This window comes from Mycobacterium botniense, assembly GCF_010723305.1.
Classification (GTDB): Bacteria; Actinomycetota; Actinomycetes; order Mycobacteriales; family Mycobacteriaceae; genus Mycobacterium; species Mycobacterium botniense.
Genome location: NZ_BLKW01000004.1, coordinates 1,074,470 through 1,091,542, shown reverse-complemented (window position 1 = coordinate 1,091,542; position 17,073 = coordinate 1,074,470). Strand labels below are relative to the sequence as shown.

Below are 17,073 nucleotides of genomic sequence, written 5' to 3'. Positions count from 1 at the left end.
TGCATCATGTCCACCCCGACAGTTGAACAGTCCGCACCCGCGACCGCCGCCACGACAGCTGCTCCGCGCCGTCGCGGCAGCGCGCTCGACGCGGTACTGGTGGCCGTGCTGGCCGCCGTGGTCAGTGGCGCGTGCGCTGGCCGGCCGTCGCTGTGGTTCGACGAAGGCGCCACAATCTCGGCGTCGGCGGGCCGATCACTACCGCAATTGTGGCGATTGCTCGGCCATATCGACGCGGTGCACGGCGTGTATTACTTGCTGATGCACGGGTGGTTCATGCTGTTTCCGCCAACGGAATTCTGGTCGCGTGTTCCCAGCTGTGTGGCGGTCGGGGCAGCCGCTGCGGGTGTTGTGGTTTTCACCAAACAGTTTTCGTCGCGAACAACTGCGCTATGTGCGGGTGTCGTTTTCGCTATCCTGCCCCGAACGACCTGGGCCGGGATCGAAGCCCGCCCCTACGCTGTGGAGGCAACTGCGGCTGTCTGGCTAACGGTACTGTTCATCACGTCGGTGCGGCGCAACAGACCGTGGCTGTGGTTGCTGTACGCACTGGCATTGATGCTGTCAATACTGGTCAGCATCAATCTGGCGCTGCTGGTGCCGGTCTACGCCGCGATGCTGCCGCTGCTCGGCCCCGGCACGTCGACGAAATCCACTGTCAGCTGGTGGACGGTCACCTCGGCCGTCGGGCTCGGGCTCATGACACCGTTCGCCGTGTTCGCCCATGGTCAGGTGTGGCAGGTTCGCTGGATCTCGGGACTCCACAGAAACCTGCTCCTCGACGTGGTGCACCGGCAGTATTTCGATCACAGCGTGCCGTTCAGCGTTCTCACCGGGCTGACGATGGTCGCGGCTCTCGTCGTCGCGATCACCCGGCGCCGATCCGGGCCGCCCAACCCTGCTACGCGCCGGCTCATGCTCGCGGGCGTAGCGTGGGTGCTCATTCCCACGGCGATAGTGTTGCTCTACTCGGCGCTCGCCGAACCGATCTACTACCCGCGCTACCTGATTCTCACCGCGCCCGCGGCGGCCGTCGTGCTTGCCGTCTGCATCGTCACCATCGCCCGCACGCGCTGGCGCATTGCCGCTGTCGTCATGCTTTTTGCCGTCGCCGCCTTTCCGAATTACCTTTTCACGCAACGCGGGCCATACGCCAAAGAAGGCTGGGACTACAGTCAGGTGGCCGATGTGATCAGCGCTCACGCCAAACCCGGAGATTGTCTACTGGTCGACAACACCGTGGCCTGGAAACCCGGCCCGATCCGTGCGCTGCTGGCAACACGGCCGGCGGCCTTCCGGGCGCTGGTCGACGTCGGGCGCGGCGCGCGGGGACCGGAGCACGGCACCCTGTGGGACGGTCACGTCGCGGTCTGGCTGGTACTCAACCGGCTCAACAAATGCAGCACCGTGTGGACGATTTCCAGCCGCGACAAGACGCTGCCGGACCATCAGAGCGGACCGTCACTTGCGCCCGGTCCCCTCCTGGGGCACGCTCCTGCCTATCAATTCGCCGGGGAGATCGGATTTCACATTGTCGAGCGCTGGCAATTCCATTTCGCTCAGGTCGTGAAATCAACCCGCTGACGGTCACCCGCTGCGGTCGCGCGGCTATCGGTGCTGGCCGTAGCGGGGCCCGAAAACCTCGGCGGGAAAGAATCCGGACGCTTGCACCGCCTCGCGGATCAACCGGGCCGCGCCGGCCAATTCGTCGGTGTGGTCGGCCGACAGCTTCCGCCACGGCGGGAACCCCAACTCGTCGGTGAGGTCCTCGATTGTTGACCTGATATCCCTGCCGGCGGATGTCAGCTGGCCGTCGCCGCCGAGGATTCCGCGAGCCTTCAAGCGCTCTTCCGCCGCACTCCACTCTTCGCGGCTCCACCCGCGAGATCGCCTGGCGAACTCCACGTTGAAACCGATTCCTGTTGCAGTGTGGGTGATTAACGCATCGAGGCCATTGAGTCCGTTGCTCATCAGCGCCGCAATATGCCCGTCACCGCGATATTCACGCAACAATGTGATCGCATGCCAAAGCCGGGCGTGCGGGGTGTCCGGCCACGCCAGTGCCGCATGCCCGGCATACAGCGGCCTGCCGTCACCGTCTGGTATCGACTCCGCGACCCGCTGCAACAGTTCAGCTGCGCGAGCCAGCTGTGGTGATTGGGTGAGCTGTTCGCCGAGCACGCGGGGCAGCGCCGCCGAAACGATTTCGTAGCGCACCTGGTTCACCATCGCGGGCGGCGCCAAATCCCACGCTGCGGGAATCGCCGATGCGACCAGCCGTGGATTGAAGTTATAGAACGTCGCCGCAACAACATTCGCTGATACTGCGCCCATCGGTGCCGAGCGGCTGGCGAAATAGTGCATGCGCCATTGCATGCCCAGTTCGCCGAATCTCTCGTTGGCCTCGGGCACGAAGTACACCATGGCGTGTAGCGGGTCGAGAGAGCGGGTCAGCTGGCCGGCGGTGAAAGCATCCATGCAGGGGACAGTAGCGTGGTGGCGATGCGCGCCGCGACGCGACTGGCCGGGTGATCGCACAGCGCCGGCGACGCCAACGTAGCGCCCGTTCGCATCCCCGGCGGCGATCGCGCCAGCGGCCCCGAGCATGTGTGAACACCGCGGACAACCACCGCGGCGCTGACAGCGGGTGAGCTTACTTCACGCCGGCGGCGTCCATTGCGCGCAGTTCCTTTTTCAGATCGGCGATCTCGTCGCGATACCGCGCGGCCAGCTCGAACTGCAGGTCCCGGGCCGCCGCCATCATCTGCTCGGTCAGATCCTTGATCAGATCGGCGAGTTCCGCGCGCGGCATATGAGCGGTGTCACGGCCCTCCAAGATTCCGGCGCTGACCGCGCGGCCGGGCTCGCCCTGGGCACGCCGACCGCGGGATATGCTGCGCCCGGAACCGATCTCGACGATCTCGGTGTCGTCGGCTTCGGTGTACACCCGGTCGAGGATGTCGGCGATCTTCTTGCGCAGCGGCTTGGGGTCGATACCGTGTTCTCGGTTGTAGGCGATCTGCTTGGCGCGTCGCCGTTCGGTTTCGTCGATGGCCTCGCGCATCGAATCGGTGATGGTGTCGGCGTACAGGTGCACCTCCCCGGACACATTGCGGGCCGCGCGCCCGATGGTCTGGATCAGGCTGCGCGACGAGCGCAGGAAGCCCTCCTTATCGGCGTCGAGGATCGACACCAGTGACACCTCCGGCAAATCCAGGCCCTCGCGCAGCAGGTTGATCCCGACCAGCACGTCGTACTCACCCAGCCGCAGCTGGCGCAGCAGTTCCACCCGGCGCAGGGTGTCGACCTCGGAGTGCAGGTAACGCACCCGGATGCCCATTTCCAGCAGGTAGTCGGTGAGATCCTCGGCCATCTTCTTGGTCAGTGTGGTCACCAGTACCCGCTCGTCGGCCTCGGCGCGTTTGCGGATCTCACCGATCAGGTCGTCGATCTGGCCCCTGGTGGGCTTGACCACGACTTTCGGGTCGACCAAACCGGTGGGCCGGATCACCTGCTCGACGAACTCACCGCCGGTCTGGCTGAGCTCATAGGGGCCGGGGGTGGCCGACAAATACACCGTCTGCCCGATCCGGGACACGAACTCCTCCCAGGTCAGCGGGCGGTTGTCACACGCTGACGGCAACCGGAAGCCGTATTCCACCAGGTTGCGTTTACGGGAGATGTCACCCTCGTACATGCCGCCGATCTGCGGCACGGTGACATGCGACTCGTCGATGACCAGCAGAAAGTCCTCGGGGAAGTAGTCCAGTAGCGTGGCCGGCGGCGAACCCGGCGGCCTCCCGTCGATGTGGCGCGAGTAGTTCTCGATGCCCGAGCAGAACCCGACCTGCCGCATCATCTCGATGTCGTAGTTGGTGCGCATCCGCAGCCGCTGCGCTTCCAGCAGCTTGCCCTGGCGCTCCAGTTCGGCCAGCCGGTCGGCCAGCTCCTCTTCGATGGTGGTGATCGCGTGCGCCATCCGCTCGGGGCCCGCCACATAGTGGGTGGCGGGAAAGATCCGCAGCGAGTCGACCTGGCGGATCACCTCACCGGTGAGCGGGTGCAGGTAATACAGCGCCTCGATCTCGTCGCCGAAGAACTCGATCCGGACGGCCAGCTCCTCATACGACGGGATGATCTCCACGGTGTCGCCCCGCACCCGAAACGAGCCCCGGGTGAACGACAGGTCGTTGCGGGTGTACTGCACGTCGACCAAAAGCCGCAACAGCGCGTCCCGGGGCACCTCGGTGCCCACCCGCAGCTCCACCGAGCGGTCCAGGTAGGACTGCGGGGTGCCCAGCCCGTAAATACACGACACCGAGGCCACCACCACCACATCGCGGCGGGACAGCAGCGCCGACGTCGCCGAATGCCGCAACCGCTCGACATCGTCGTTGATCGAGCTGTCCTTTTCGATGTAGGTGTCGGTCTGCGCGATATACGCCTCCGGCTGATAGTAGTCGTAGTAGGAGACGAAATATTCAACAGCATTGTGCGGCAACATCTCCCGCAGCTCGTTAGCCATCTGCGCAGCCAGCGTCTTGTTCGGCTCCATCACCAGGGTGGGCCGTTGCAGGCGCTCGATGAGCCACGCGGTGGTGGCCGACTTCCCGGTGCCGGTGGCGCCCAGCAGCACCACATCCTTCTCCCCCGCTTTGAGCCGCCGCTCCAGCTCGTCGATGGCGGCCGGCTGATCTCCGGCCGGTGGGTAGGGGCTGACCACCTCGAACCGGCCGCCGCTACGCACCAACCCCGCCACGGCCTCTCCGGCTGGGCGGTATTCCGAGTGCGCAACCACGTGCTTGGTAGCGAAAGCCATACCATCAGGGTAGGCCTCCGGAGACCGTGTCCCAGCTGTACCGGTCGATGTCGTCGCATCGCATCGTCCCCGGGCGGTTAAGCTGGCGTCATTCACGCGCCCAAGCATGAGACGTTCGACCTGATCGCCCGCACCAACACCGATCCCAAAGGCATCGTGCGGGATGTCGACGAGTACCTCCTGCGTCCATGGGGACTGTATGTGGCCAGGCCTACGCCCGGCCGCGCCGAGTTCCACTACCTCCAATCGTGGCTGTTGCCGTCATTGGGCCTGCGCGCTACCGTGTTCCACTTCAACCCCGGTTATGAGCAGGACCACGACTATTACCTCGACGTTGGCGAATACACCCCTGGTCCGGGTCTCTGGCGTTCCGAGGACCACTACCTGGACCTGAGGGTCCGCACCGGCAGAGGCGTTGACCTCTCCGACGTCGCCGAGTTGCTGGAAGCCGTACGCCACGGCCTGCTCACCCCGGAAGTCGCCGAGCAGGCGCTGCGGCGCGCCGTCGACGCAGTCGACGGCCTGTCCCGGCATCACTACGACCTGCAGGACTGGACGGCCGCCAACGGCATGGAGCTCACATGGCGCGACGCACAGCACCCGGGCACGCCGTGAGCGGTTGTCGTGAGCCACTGTGGCGTCTGTCCGTGGCTCACATCGCCGTTGGCTCGGAAAATATTGTGCCCGAGTAAAATCCGGCGTTATCGCACGAGATCGAACGAGATGGGCAACCCGTTGCGGTTTGGCGGGGTGGCTGCGCACCGGCAGGTTTGGTCATACCCACCTGTGCCCCAGGCGCCTCGGTGGTGGGCCGACGCCCACGGTATGCGCGCGGAGCGGTTCACGATGCGCGATAGTCCCCGGCGCTGGCCGGACAGCCCGGCGGCGGGCGCACCTCGGCACAGCACCCGTGCCGGCAGCCCGAGAGGCGGCAGCTGGCAACCACACAGTCCGCGGCCTGCGCCGGGCGTAAGGTCTTCAGTCATGAACTCCACCATGCGCAGATGGATGTCGATCGCCATCATGGCAGCTGCCCTGGGCGGCGCACAGTTAAGTCCAGGGACCGCGCAGGCACAAAACGAAAAGCACAACATCACCTATATCGCGCGCGTCGACGGGGTGGCTCCCGGTTCGGTTGCCACGTTCATGATCAACGACACCCAAACCAACACCGCGACCTTGAGCTCGCTGCCGGGCAGCACCTTCGAGGCCAATACCGTGCTCGCTGATCCCGCCAAGGCCGGTATGCAGGTGGCGCTCCACTGGCCGTATTCGGCCAATGTGCACTGCGAAATCGATGTCGACGACAAGGTCGCCGCGCAAGTCGACCAATTCGTCAGGCCGATGCCGGGCAGCACCGACCCGATGAACGGCGTGCTCCCGTGCGGGGCGCCGCTGCCCGGCGCCTGAGCCGGTATCGGCATCACGACGGCTCCCAGCTCACCGCATCGGCCCAGTCCCACGCCCGGCCGTACACGTCGGCGAACCATAGTTCCTTGACGGCGACGTAGCGGCCCATCATCCCGCCCGAGGCCTGCACCGCTGTCCGCTTGATGGCCAGATACTCAGCTCGTACTTCGGGATTGGCCCTCAACCAGTCCGTGAACAGCAGGGCGAACTGCTGGTTGGGCCAGCCGTCAACTCGAATATGAACATAGGTTGGACGGCCGGGATCTGCTGACGCGTGAGTTCGCTTGTGCCACAATCTCGGATCGCTATTGTGGTCATAGGCTTCAACGGTGCTGCGGGCATCGGCCTTGGCGGGGTCTTCAGTCATATCTTCGATGCGGACGTACCCGGCGGGCAGCAACTGCGCGGCGAGTTCGTCAGCAACGGCCAGCGACTCGACGGTGACCTGGATGTCGATGGCATCCCTGGCATCCAGCCCCGGCACCGCGGTTGATCCGATGTGGTCGATTCGTAACGCTTTTGCGCCGCACGCTGTCGCTATCCGGGCGATGATACGCTGCGCCTGCTGCAGCCAGGCCGGGTTGGCCGGCGACAGGTGTGTCGCGGGGCGGGCAATACGATGCGCGCTCAGATTGTGCGCAAACGGCAGTATCCGGTGATCCCACACCTTTTGGGCCCGCTGCGCCAAATCGTCCGGGCTGCCCGAGTTGTCCAGCCACACGTCGGCAACGGCGCGCCGCTGTTCGTCGCTGGCCTGCGCGGCGATACGAGCGCGCGCGTCATCTTCGGCCATGCCCCGCTGCTCGACCAGTCGCCGCACACGCAGTTCGGCGTCAGCGTGCACCACAACAACGAGCGGAAACAACGGAGCCATACCCGATTCCACCAGCAGCGGGATGTCTTCGACGACAACCGCGTCGTCGGGCACCGTCGCGATAATTTCCGCGCGACGCTTGGCGACCAACGGATGAATGATCTCGTTGAGAGTGGCGCGGGTTGCGTCGTCACGGAAAGCCTTGGCAGCCAATACTTGACGATCCAGCGTCCCATCTGGCCGTAAAATGTCGGTGCCGAACGCACCGACGAGCGCTGTCAATCCTTCGGTGCCGGGCTCGACAACCTCGCGCGCGATGACGTCTGCGTCGACAACCACCGCGCCGCGTTCGGAGAAGGTAACCGCTACCGCCGACTTTCCGGCTCCGATACCACCAGTCAGCCCGATCCGCAGCATCGGAGCGCGGTTACGCGCTGCCTGCGAGCTTCTCCCGCAGGGCCGCCAGTTGGGCGTCGCTCGCCAGCGCGCCACCCGTATTGTCCTCGGACGGGGAATCTTCGGCCGGCCGCTGACCGGTGTCGGCGGGCGCGGCGGCTTCGGCGGCAGCGAACTTCTGCATCTGTGCGGTGTGCATCTTGTGCCGCCGTTCGGCCTCGGCGTAGCGGGCTTCCCACTCGGCACGCTGCTTTTCGTATCCCTCGAGCCATTCGTTGGTCTCGGGGTCGAAACCCTCCGGGAAGATGTAGTTGCCGTGTTCGTCGTAGCTGTCGGCCATCCCGTACTTCGCCGGGTCGAACTCCTCGGTGTAGTCCTCGTTGGCCTGCTTGAGCGACAGCGAAATCCGGCGCCGATCCAGGTCGATGTCGATGACCTTGACCATCACGTCGTCGCCGACGCCGACCACCTGGTCGGCCACCTCGATGTGGCGCTCGGACAATTCGGAGATGTGCACCAGGCCCTCGATACCCTCTTCGACACGGACGAACGCGCCGAACGGCACCAGCTTGGTGACCTTGCCCGGCACGATCTGGCCGATCGCGTGGGTGCGGGCGAAATGCCGCCACGGGTCTTCTTGGGTGGCCTTCAGTGACAACGACACTCGCTCACGGTCCATGTCCACGTCGAGCACCTCGACGGTGACCTCATCGCCGACCTGCACCACCTCGGAGGGATGGTCGATGTGCTTCCAGGACAGCTCAGAGACATGCACCAGACCGTCCACACCGCCCAGATCGACAAACGCACCGAAGTTGACGATCGATGACACCACACCCTTGCGGATGGCGCCTTTTTGCAGCTGGTTGAGGAATTCGCTGCGTACCTCCGACTGGGTTTGCTCCAGCCACGCGCGGCGGCTCAGCACGACGTTATTGCGGTTTTTGTCCAGCTCGATGATCTTGGCTTCCAGTTCGCGGCCGATGTAGGGCTGCAGGTCGCGCACCCGGCGCATCTCCACCAGCGAGGCCGGTAAAAACCCGCGCAGCCCGATGTCGAGGATCAGGCCGCCTTTGACGACTTCAATCACGGTGCCCTTGACCGCTTCGTCCTTTTCTTTGAGGGCTTCGATGGTGCCCCAGGCACGCTCGTACTGCGCGCGCTTCTTGGACAGGATCAGGCGACCGTCCTTGTCCTCCTTGGTCAGTACCAGAGCCTCGACTCTGTCGCCGACCTTGACCACCTCGTGGGGGTCGACGTCGTGTTTGATGGACAATTCACGAGAAGGGATGACCCCTTCGGTCTTGTAACCGATGTCGAGCAGCACCTCATCCCGGTCAACCTTGACGATGGTCCCTTCCACGATGTCGCCATCGTTGAAGTACTTGATGGTTTTGTCGATGGCGGCGAGAAAATCCTCGCTCGAGCCGATGTCGTTGACGGCTACTTGGGGCGAGGTGACGGCGGGACTCGGCATATTGTTGGGTTGCTCCGGACAGGTTGGGTCGTAGGGACGATATGGTTTACCCGTCGAGGCTACTCGACGGGGCACACGCTGGCCAAACCGCACCCTTCTGCGCCGAACGTGAACTCAGGGCGAAAAACACGCCCAAATTCCGCCGCAGCTGCACGCTCGGCGTCACCACCGTCGGCTAATGCGCGGCTGCGTCCCAGCTGCGGCCGAAACCCACGGACACTTCCAGCGGCACGTCGAGCGGGTAGGCACCCCCCATTTTCGCACGCACCAGGGCTTCGAGTTCATCCCGCTCCCCGGCAGCGACTTCGAACAGCAGTTCGTCGTGGACTTGCAGCAGCATGCGGGAGGCGAGCCCCGCTTGTTTGAGGGCTGTGTCGACGTCGATCATGGCGACCTTGATGATGTCGGCCGCGCTGCCCTGGATCGGGGCGTTGAGCGCGGCCCGCTCGGCCGCCTCCCGCACCTGGCGGTTGCTGCTGTCCAGCTCGGGCAGGTAGCGTCGCCGGCCCAGCACGGTGGAGGTGTAGCCGTCCTTGCGGGCCTGTTCGACCACCGCCTGCAGGTAGTCGCGCACCCCGCCGAAGCGTGCGAAATAGGCCTCCATCTGGACCTTTGCTTCCTCCGTGGAGATCTTCAGCTGCTGGGCCAGCCCGTAGGCGCTCAGCCCGTAAGCCAGCCCGTAGGACATGGCCTTGACCCGCCGGCGCAGCTCGGGCGTCACCTCCTCGATCGGCACGCCGAAAGCTCGCGACGCGACGAACGAGTGCAGATCCTCGCCGGTGTTGAACGCCTCGATCAGCCCCTCATCGTGGGACAGATGCGCCATGATCCGCATCTCGATCTGGCTGTAGTCGGCGGTCATCAGCTCGGCGTACCCGTCGCCGACGACGAACGCATCGCGGATCTGCCGGCCCGCCTCGGTGCGGATCGGGATGTTCTGCAGGTTGGGATCGGTCGAGGAGAGCCTCCCGGTCGCGGCGATGGTCTGGTTGAAGGTGGTGTGGATGCGCCCGTCGGCAGCCACCGCATTCAGCAGCCCGTCGACGGTGACTTTGAGCCTGGTGGCATCGCGATGTGCAAGCAGATGCTCCAGGAATGGGTGCCCGGTCTTGTCGAACAGCGACTGCAGGGCATCGGCGTCGGTGGTGTATCCGGTCTTGGTCCGCTTGGTCTTCGGCATGCCCAGTTCGTCGAACAGCACGACCTGCAGCTGTTTGGGTGAACCGAGGTTGATCTGCTTGCCGATCACCGCGTAGGCGGCCTCGGCAGCGTCACGGACCTGATCAGCGAACCGGCTTTGCAGCTCGCTCAGCCGCTCCAGGTCGACGGCGATGCCCGCGGCTTCCATGCCCGCCAGTACCGCTTGGACCGGAAGCTCCATCTCCCCCAGCAACGCCGTGGAATCGATGCGGGCCAGCTCGGCGTCGAGGACGTCGGCCAGATCCGCAACCGCGCGGGCCCGCAAGATCGCGGTTTGCACCGCCTGGGCATCCACGCGGTCGGTGTCGTCGAGTAGCGAAAGCTGTTGTTGCTCAGAGCTTTCAGCACGAAGCTCGCGACGCAAATAGCGCAGCGACAGGTCGTCGAGGGTGAAGCTGCGTTGCCCAGGGCGAACCAGATACGCCGCCAGCGCGGTGTCGGAGGTGACGCCGTTCAGTGCCCACCCGCGCCCGGCGAGATCATGGATGGCCGCCTTCGCCTCATGCAATGCCTTGGGTTTGGCGGCGTCGGCCAGCCAGGAGCCCAGCGCCGCCTCGTCCTCAGGGGTCACCGTGGCGGTGTCAACGAAACCGCCCTCACCGTCGGCGGCGGCGATCGCCACCGCGGTGGCGTCCCCCCCGTAGGGCAAGTGGGTGCCGATCACCGCCAACCCGGATCGCCGCCCGTCAGCAGCATGTTCGGCCAGCCATTGTCCGACGGTGCCGGGTTCGAGTGCTCCGCCGCGCACGTCGAACCCTTGCTCGACTTCGGGTTCCACCGCGGCCAGCGTCTCGAACAGCCGGTCCCGCAGCACCCGGAACTCCAACTGGTCGAAGAGCCGATGGATCTGGTCACGGTCCCACGGCCGCAGCCGCAGGGTGTCGGGTGTGTGCGCCAGCGGCACATCGCGGATCAGGTCGGTGAGCTCCCGATTGCGCACCACGCTGGCCAGATGCGCACGCAGGGCGTCGCCGACCTTGCCGCGCACCGTGTCGACGTTGTCGACCAGCGCCTGCAGCGAGCCGTATTCGGCGATCCACTTGGCCGCGGTCTTCTCGCCGACTCCCGGGATACCCGGCAGATTGTCGCTGGGGTCGCCGCGCAGCGCGGCGAAGTCGGGATACTGCGCCGGGGTGAGCCCGTATCTGTCGACGACGGCCTCCGGGGTGAACCGGGTCAGCTCGCTCACACCCTTGCGCGGATAGAGCACCGTCACGTTCTCGCTGACCAGCTGCAGCGCGTCGCGGTCGCCGGTGACGACCAGGACCCGATAACCCTCGTCCTCGGCCCGGGTGGCCAGCGTCGCGATGATGTCGTCGGCCTCGAAGCCCGGCTCGGCGAGCACCGTGATCCCGAGTGCGGCCAGAACGTCCTTGGTGATATCGATCTGCCCGGCGAACTCGTCGGGGGCCGATATCCGGTTGGCCTTGTACGCGGGATAGCGGTCCGAGCGAAAGGTTTGCCGCGATACGTCGAACGCCGCCGCCACATGGGTCGGCGATTCGTCACGCAGCAGGTTGATGAGCATCGCGGTGAACCCATACACCGCATTAGTGGTCAGACCGCCAGCGGTTTTGAAGTTCTCCGCGGGCAGCGCGTAAAACGCCCGGAATGCCAGCGAATTGCCGTCCAGCAGCATCAATGTCGGCTTGCCGGTGCTGGCTGTCGGCCCGTCCGCGTCCGAGACGCCGGTAGCCGACATTTTGGCTGGACTCACCCTCTCAACTCTAGGCACCCGGCCTGATGCCGGTGTTATGCCGGGCAGCCGAGCGGCGCCACCGAACTGCAACACGTTTCAGTTTCGGGGGTGTTCCCGGTACGCTGGCCCAGTGCCAGCAGCAATCCGGCAAGCCCCCGCGATCGACGGGTGGTTCACCACTGACGATGTTCCGCACCTGATCGGCAGCAAGTGTCCCCGGTGCGGCACCTACGTCTTTCCGCCGCGCACCACCACCTGCCCCAACCCGGCGTGCGCCGCCGACAAGCTCACGCGGGTGCCGTTGTCACGGCGCGGCACGCTGTGGAGCTACACCGAAAACCGTTATGCGCCACCTCCGCCCTATCCGGCGGCAGATCCGTTCACGCCCTTCGCGATCGCCGCGGTCGAGTTGGCCGCCGAGGGGCTGATCGTGCTCGGCAAGGTGGCCGACGGGACCCTGGCGGCCGACCTGCGGATCGGCATGGAGATGGAGCTGACCACTATGCCGCTGTTCACCGACGACACCGGGGTTCAGCGGATCGTCTACGGCTGGAGGATCGCGTGAGCGAACCGGTCTACATCCTCGGCGCCGGGATGCACCCGTGGGGCAAGTGGGGCAACGACTTCACCGAGTACGGGCTGGTGGCGGCGCGCGCGGCGCTGGCCGACGCCGGACTGGACTGGCGCCAAGTCCAGCTGGTGGCCGGGGCGGACACCATTCGCCATGGCTATCCGGGCTTCGTCGCCGGTGCGACGTTCGCACAGCAGCTGGGCTGGAACGGGATACCGGTCAGCTCCAGCTACGCCGCGTGCGCCAGCGGGGCGCAGGCGCTGCAGAGCGCCCGCGCGCAGATCCTGGCCGGCTTCTGTGATGTCGCGCTGGTGATCGGTGCGGACACCGCACCCAAGGGCTTCTTCGCGCCGGTCGGCGGCGAACGCAAGAACGATCCGGATTGGCAGCGGTTCCATCTGATCGGGGCCACCAATCCGGTCTATTTCGCGCTGCTGGCCCGCCGGCGGATGGATCTCTATGGCGCCACGCCCGAAGACTTCGCGCTGGTCAAGGTCAAGAACGCACGTCACGGCCTGCAGAATCCGAATGCGCGCTACCGCAAGGAGGTGTCGGTCGAGGAGGTGCTGGCCAGCCCGGTGGTGGCCGATCCACTGCGGCTGCTCGACATCTGCGCCACTTCCGACGGCGCGGCGGCCCTCATTGTGGCCAGCGCCGAATTCACCCGTGCGCACCTGGGTTCGCTGCGAGGCGTGCCGTCGGTCCGCGCGATCAGCACCGTCACACCCCGCTATCCGCAACATCTTCCGGAATTGCCGGATATCGCAACGGATTCCACTGCGGTGGTGCCACCGCCGCAGCGCGTCTTCAAAGACCAGATAGTCGACGCCGCTTACGCGGAAGCAGGTGTCGGGCCGACGGATTTGAGCCTGGCCGAAGTCTACGATTTGTCCACGGCCCTGGAACTCGACTGGTATGAGCACCTCGGCCTGTGTGCCCGGGGTGAGGCCGAAGCGTTGCTGCGCAGCGGGGCGACGACCTGCGGGGGCGACATCCCGGTAAACCCGTCGGGTGGGCTGGCGTGTTTCGGCGAGGCCATCCCCGCACAGGCGATCGCACAGGTCTGCGAACTGACCTGGCAGTTGCGCGGCCAGGCCACCGGCCGCCAGGTCGAGGGCGCGACCGTCGGAATTACTGCAAATCAAGGATTGTTCGGGCACGGTTCATCGGTAATCGTCGCGCGATAAGGGGCCGGGCCGTCGGACGCTTTCATCGAGCGTGCAACCAGGGCGGGTGTCGTCGGCGTGTCGCCGCCGTGGTTGCACGCTCGGCGCGCGACACCAGGCCGGGCTAGCCCGGCGGCGTGTCTTTGGGGGTGTCCAGGGTTTCCAGCACGACTTCGGCTACGCGTTTCATGGTGGTCCGCCGGTCCATGGCCGCGCGCTGGATCCATTTGAATGCTTCAGGCTCGGTCATGCCCTGCTTGCTCTGCAACAGGCCCTTGGCTCGCTCCACCAGCTTGCGCGTTTCCAGCCGATCGGCCAACGTCGCCACTTCGCGTTCCAAGGCGGTGATCTCGGCGAACCGGCTCACCGCCAACTCGATCGCCGGGATGAGATCGCTGACGGTGAACGGTTTCACCAGATACGCCATCGCTCCGGCGTCTCGCGCCCGTTCAACGAGGTCGCGCTGGCTGAACGCGGTCAGCACGACAATCGGGGCGATGCGCTTGCTGGCGATCTCTGATGCGGCGTCGATTCCGTCGCGGCGCGGCATCTTCACGTCCATGATCACCAGGTCGGGTTTGAGGTGTTCGGCCAGTTCGACGGCTTCCTGCCCGTCACCGGCTTCCCCCACGATGTCGTAACCCTCTTCGCGCAGCATTTCGGCTAAGTCCAGCCGGATGAGCGCCTCGTCCTCGGCAATGAGCACCCGGCGCGGGCCGCCGGCCTCGGCGTCGGTGGTGGAGCCGGTCATGACGACATTGTGTCGCGGAACCCCGTGGTCAGCGAGCGGGGGGTTGTGCGCGTCCCACGATCGCACGCATCCTCTATCGTGGGAGGCCGTAGCCAGCGAGACCGGCCCTCGTATCCCAACTGGCAGAGGAAACGGACTCAAAACCCGTACAGTGTGGGTTCGAATCCCACCGAGGGCACCGTCCGGGGCGCCTTTCGGCGGCGCGACGGGCATACAGCGCCAATGTTATTCACCATCGGTCACGGTGCGAAGACCGCCGCGGAACTCATCGCCACCCTGCGCGACCACGACATCGGGCTGCTGGTCGACGTCCGGAGTTTCCCCGGCTCGCGCCGCAACCCCGAGGTGTCGAAACAGGTCATGCCGAATTGGCTGGGAGCCGCCGGGATCGACTACCGGCACGAGCCGGGCCTGGGTGGTCGGCGCAAACCGCCGGCCAGCCTGACGCCAGCCGACCGTTGGTGGGATAACCCGGCGTTCGCCAACTATGCTGCCCACACTCGCACACCTGAGTTCCAGGCCGCATACCGGCGGCTCCTCCAGGACGCGACCACCCGCAACGTCGCCATCATGTGCGGGGAGCCGCTGTGGTGGCGCTGCCACCGGCGCATGATCGCCGACCTGGCCAGCCGTGACGGACACGCGGTGGCGCACCTCATGCCCAACGGCTCGCTCTCACCGCACCGCATGTCGGACTGGCTGACCGGCACCGCGCCGGACCAAACCTGACACCGGCGGCAAACGTCCAGCTCACCGGCTAGGCTGTGTGCCGTGGCGGCGAGGAAATGCCCGGCCACGTCGTTGCGGGCCGACGGTTCGCCGCGCACCCCAGATTGCGTCGCGGCGGTACGGACCCAGCCGTACGCCCGCACCCAGCACTACACGGACAGCGCCGCCCGCCGCTCTCGGGTGTTGAACGTCACCACCTCGATCGCAGCGGTGGTGAGCGGGACCTTCGGGATCGTGTGGATCCTGACCGTTCCGGGCGGATGGCGCACCGGACTGATCAACAGCGTCACCGCGGCGGTCTTCGTGCTGATCCCGTTCCTGCGCCGCTTCGGCGAACTGGTTGCGCCGCTCACTTTTTTCTGCACCGCGTACCTGTCAATCTTCCTCGTCTGCTGGGACGTCGGTACCGACTCGGGCCTGCAGTTCTACTTTCTGGTCGCGGCCTGCCTGGTGGTGTTGCAGCTCGGGATTGAGCGCATCGCGCTGGCTGGGCTGGTGGCGGGTGTCGGCGCCGGGCTGGTGATCGTGCTGGAGTTCTGTGTTCCGCGCAATACCGGCGTTCAGCCGCCCTGGGCGCAGTCGATGGCCTTCGTCGCGACCACCGTTTCTGCGTGCGTGATGGTGGTCGTCACCGTGTGGTTCGCGCTGCGCGAAATCGCCCGCGCCGAAGCGGTGATGGAACGTGAATACGAGCGCTCCGAAGCCCTGCTGGCCAACATCTTGCCGGTCAGCATCGCGCAGCGACTCAAAGAGCCGGCGCACAATGTCATTGCCGACAAATACGGAGACGCCTCGGTACTTTTCGCTGACATTGCCGGTTTCACCGAGCGGGCCAGCGACCTGGCGCCGGATGCGCTGATCCGATTCCTCGACCGCCTCTACGGCGAGTTCGACGCCCTGGTGGACAAACACCGACTGGAAAAGATCAAAGTCAGCGGCGACTCCTACATGGTGGTCAGCGGGGTGCCCGAGCCGCGGCCCGACCACCTCCAGGCGCTGGCCGACTTTGCTCTGGACATGGCCGCCGCGGCAGCCACGCTGAAAGATCCGCACGGGGCGCCCGTCCCGTTGCGAATCGGCCTCGCGTGCGGACCAGTGGTGGCCGGCGTTGTGGGATCCCGCCGGTTCTTCTACGACGTCTGGGGCGACGCGGTCAATGTGGCGTCCCGGATGGAAACCACCGACGCGGTTGGGCGGATCCAGGTGCCCGACGGGGTCTATCAGCGTCTCAAAGACGATTTCGTGCTGCAGGAGCGCGGCATTGTCAATGTCAAGGGCAAAGGTGTCATGCGCACCTGGTATCTCATCAGCCGCAAGCCGGAGGCCGGCCCTGCCGGCCTGCGTGCGGAAAGGCCGCAACCGGCGGGTGTGTGAACCCCGCTTAGCGCACGACGACAGCGGTCCGATTGCCACCCATCAGCTATAGCCGTGTGGGACACTTCGGGCATGCAAAACACCGCTATTCCAAGCTTGTTGCCTCATCTGTGGAAATCCACCCTGGTGTCGGGCCTGGTGGCGCTCGCCCTGGGCATCGTGGTGTTGGTGTGGCCGGGCATATCGATCCTGGTCGCCGCCATCGTGTTCGGCGCCTACCTGCTGATCGCCGGCATCGCACAAGTGATTTTCGCCTTCAGCCTGCACGTGTCCGCCGGCGGGCGGGTGCTGTTGTTCATCAGCGGGGCAGCGTCCCTGGTGCTGGCGGTGCTGTGCTTCCGCAGCCTCTACGATTCGGTTCTTCTGCTGGCCATCTGGATCGGTGTCGGCTTTATCTTTCGCGGTGTGGCGACGTCGGTCTCGGCCATCAGTGACCCTACACTTCCCGGTCGGGGCTGGTCGATTTTCCTGGGTGTGATCAGTCTGGTCGCCGGGATTGTCATGCTGGCCTCCCCATTCGCCTCCCTGGAGATCCTGACACTGGTCGTCGGCATCTGGCTCATCGTCATCGGTGTGTTCGAGGTCGTGTCCTCGTTCGGGATCCGCAGCGCGTCCAAGACCATCGGGCGGGCGCTCCCGGAATGAGCGTCAGCACCGCCGTGGACCG

14 protein-coding genes and 1 tRNA gene are annotated in these 17,073 nt (G+C 65.7%); 9 read left to right on the top strand and 6 right to left on the bottom strand.

The features are described 5' to 3' along the window. Positions 1-6 precede the first annotated feature (6 nt). Positions 7-1,584 carry a mannosyltransferase gene (locus G6N08_RS15080; RefSeq protein WP_163758577.1) on the top strand — a complete coding sequence of 526 codons (1,578 nt, stop codon included), beginning with the start codon at positions 7-9 and terminating at the stop codon, positions 1,582-1,584. Positions 1,585-1,608: 24 nt separating this feature from the next. Here G6N08_RS15080 and G6N08_RS15075 read toward each other — a convergent pair whose 3' ends face one another. Both G6N08_RS15075 and uvrB read right to left on the bottom strand, forming a co-directional pair. Beyond that, a complete protein-coding gene (locus tag G6N08_RS15075; RefSeq protein WP_163758575.1) occupies positions 1,609-2,478 on the bottom strand; it encodes an SCO6745 family protein in 870 nt (289 codons plus the stop codon). Between the two features lie 175 nt (positions 2,479-2,653). Next, a complete protein-coding gene (uvrB, locus tag G6N08_RS15070) occupies positions 2,654-4,819 on the bottom strand; it encodes an excinuclease ABC subunit UvrB (protein WP_176601044.1) in 2,166 nt (721 codons plus the stop codon). Between the two features lie 156 nt (positions 4,820-4,975). Between uvrB and G6N08_RS15065 the strand changes: the two genes are divergently transcribed. Both G6N08_RS15065 and G6N08_RS15060 read left to right on the top strand, forming a co-directional pair. After that, the gene (locus tag G6N08_RS15065) at positions 4,976-5,434 is read left to right on the top strand and encodes a ribonuclease FAU-1 family protein (protein WP_163758573.1); all 459 of its coding nucleotides are present in this window, start codon (positions 4,976-4,978) and stop codon (positions 5,432-5,434) included. Between the two features lie 369 nt (positions 5,435-5,803). Further along, the gene (locus G6N08_RS15060; RefSeq protein WP_163758572.1) at positions 5,804-6,229 is read left to right on the top strand and encodes a hypothetical protein; all 426 of its coding nucleotides are present in this window, start codon (positions 5,804-5,806) and stop codon (positions 6,227-6,229) included. A 13-nt stretch (positions 6,230-6,242) separates the two neighbouring features. Here G6N08_RS15060 and coaE read toward each other — a convergent pair whose 3' ends face one another. From coaE to polA, 3 genes are all read right to left on the bottom strand, one after another. Continuing rightward, the gene (gene coaE, locus G6N08_RS15055) at positions 6,243-7,460 is read right to left on the bottom strand and encodes a dephospho-CoA kinase (protein WP_163758570.1); all 1,218 of its coding nucleotides are present in this window, start codon (positions 7,458-7,460) and stop codon (positions 6,243-6,245) included. Between the two features lie 10 nt (positions 7,461-7,470). After that, positions 7,471-8,916, bottom strand: a complete 1,446-nt coding sequence (gene rpsA / locus G6N08_RS15050; protein ID WP_163758568.1) for a 30S ribosomal protein S1 — start codon at positions 8,914-8,916, stop codon at positions 7,471-7,473. Between the two features lie 175 nt (positions 8,917-9,091). Then, positions 9,092-11,818, bottom strand: coding sequence for a DNA polymerase I (gene polA / locus G6N08_RS15045; RefSeq protein WP_163760696.1), 2,727 nt, complete (start codon positions 11,816-11,818; stop codon positions 9,092-9,094). Between the two features lie 127 nt (positions 11,819-11,945). Between polA and G6N08_RS15040 the strand changes: the two genes are divergently transcribed. Beyond that, on the top strand, positions 11,946-12,380 hold the full coding sequence (locus G6N08_RS15040; RefSeq protein ID WP_163758566.1) for a Zn-ribbon domain-containing OB-fold protein: 435 nt from the start codon (positions 11,946-11,948) through the stop codon (positions 12,378-12,380). 29 nt (positions 12,381-12,409) lie between these two features. Then, positions 12,410-13,573 carry a lipid-transfer protein gene (locus G6N08_RS15035; protein WP_163760694.1) on the top strand — a complete coding sequence of 388 codons (1,164 nt, stop codon included), beginning with the start codon at positions 12,410-12,412 and terminating at the stop codon, positions 13,571-13,573. 103 nt (positions 13,574-13,676) lie between these two features. Here G6N08_RS15035 and G6N08_RS15030 read toward each other — a convergent pair whose 3' ends face one another. Next, positions 13,677-14,303, bottom strand: coding sequence for an ANTAR domain-containing response regulator (locus tag G6N08_RS15030; protein WP_163758564.1), 627 nt, complete (start codon positions 14,301-14,303; stop codon positions 13,677-13,679). Between the two features lie 104 nt (positions 14,304-14,407). Here G6N08_RS15030 and G6N08_RS15025 point away from each other — a divergent pair. The 4 genes from G6N08_RS15025 to G6N08_RS15010 all read left to right on the top strand — a co-directional run bounded on the left by G6N08_RS15025 (position 14,408) and on the right by G6N08_RS15010 (position 17,051). Beyond that, positions 14,408-14,481, top strand: a tRNA-Leu gene (locus G6N08_RS15025). Between the two features lie 44 nt (positions 14,482-14,525). After that, positions 14,526-15,032, top strand: a complete 507-nt coding sequence (locus G6N08_RS15020; protein WP_163758562.1) for a DUF488 domain-containing protein — start codon at positions 14,526-14,528, stop codon at positions 15,030-15,032. A 42-nt stretch (positions 15,033-15,074) separates the two neighbouring features. Beyond that, on the top strand, positions 15,075-16,406 hold the full coding sequence (locus tag G6N08_RS15015) for an adenylate/guanylate cyclase domain-containing protein (protein ID WP_163758560.1): 1,332 nt from the start codon (positions 15,075-15,077) through the stop codon (positions 16,404-16,406). A 72-nt stretch (positions 16,407-16,478) separates the two neighbouring features. After that, positions 16,479-17,051, top strand: coding sequence for an HdeD family acid-resistance protein (locus G6N08_RS15010; RefSeq protein WP_163758558.1), 573 nt, complete (start codon positions 16,479-16,481; stop codon positions 17,049-17,051). The last annotated feature ends 22 nt before the right edge of the window (positions 17,052-17,073 follow it).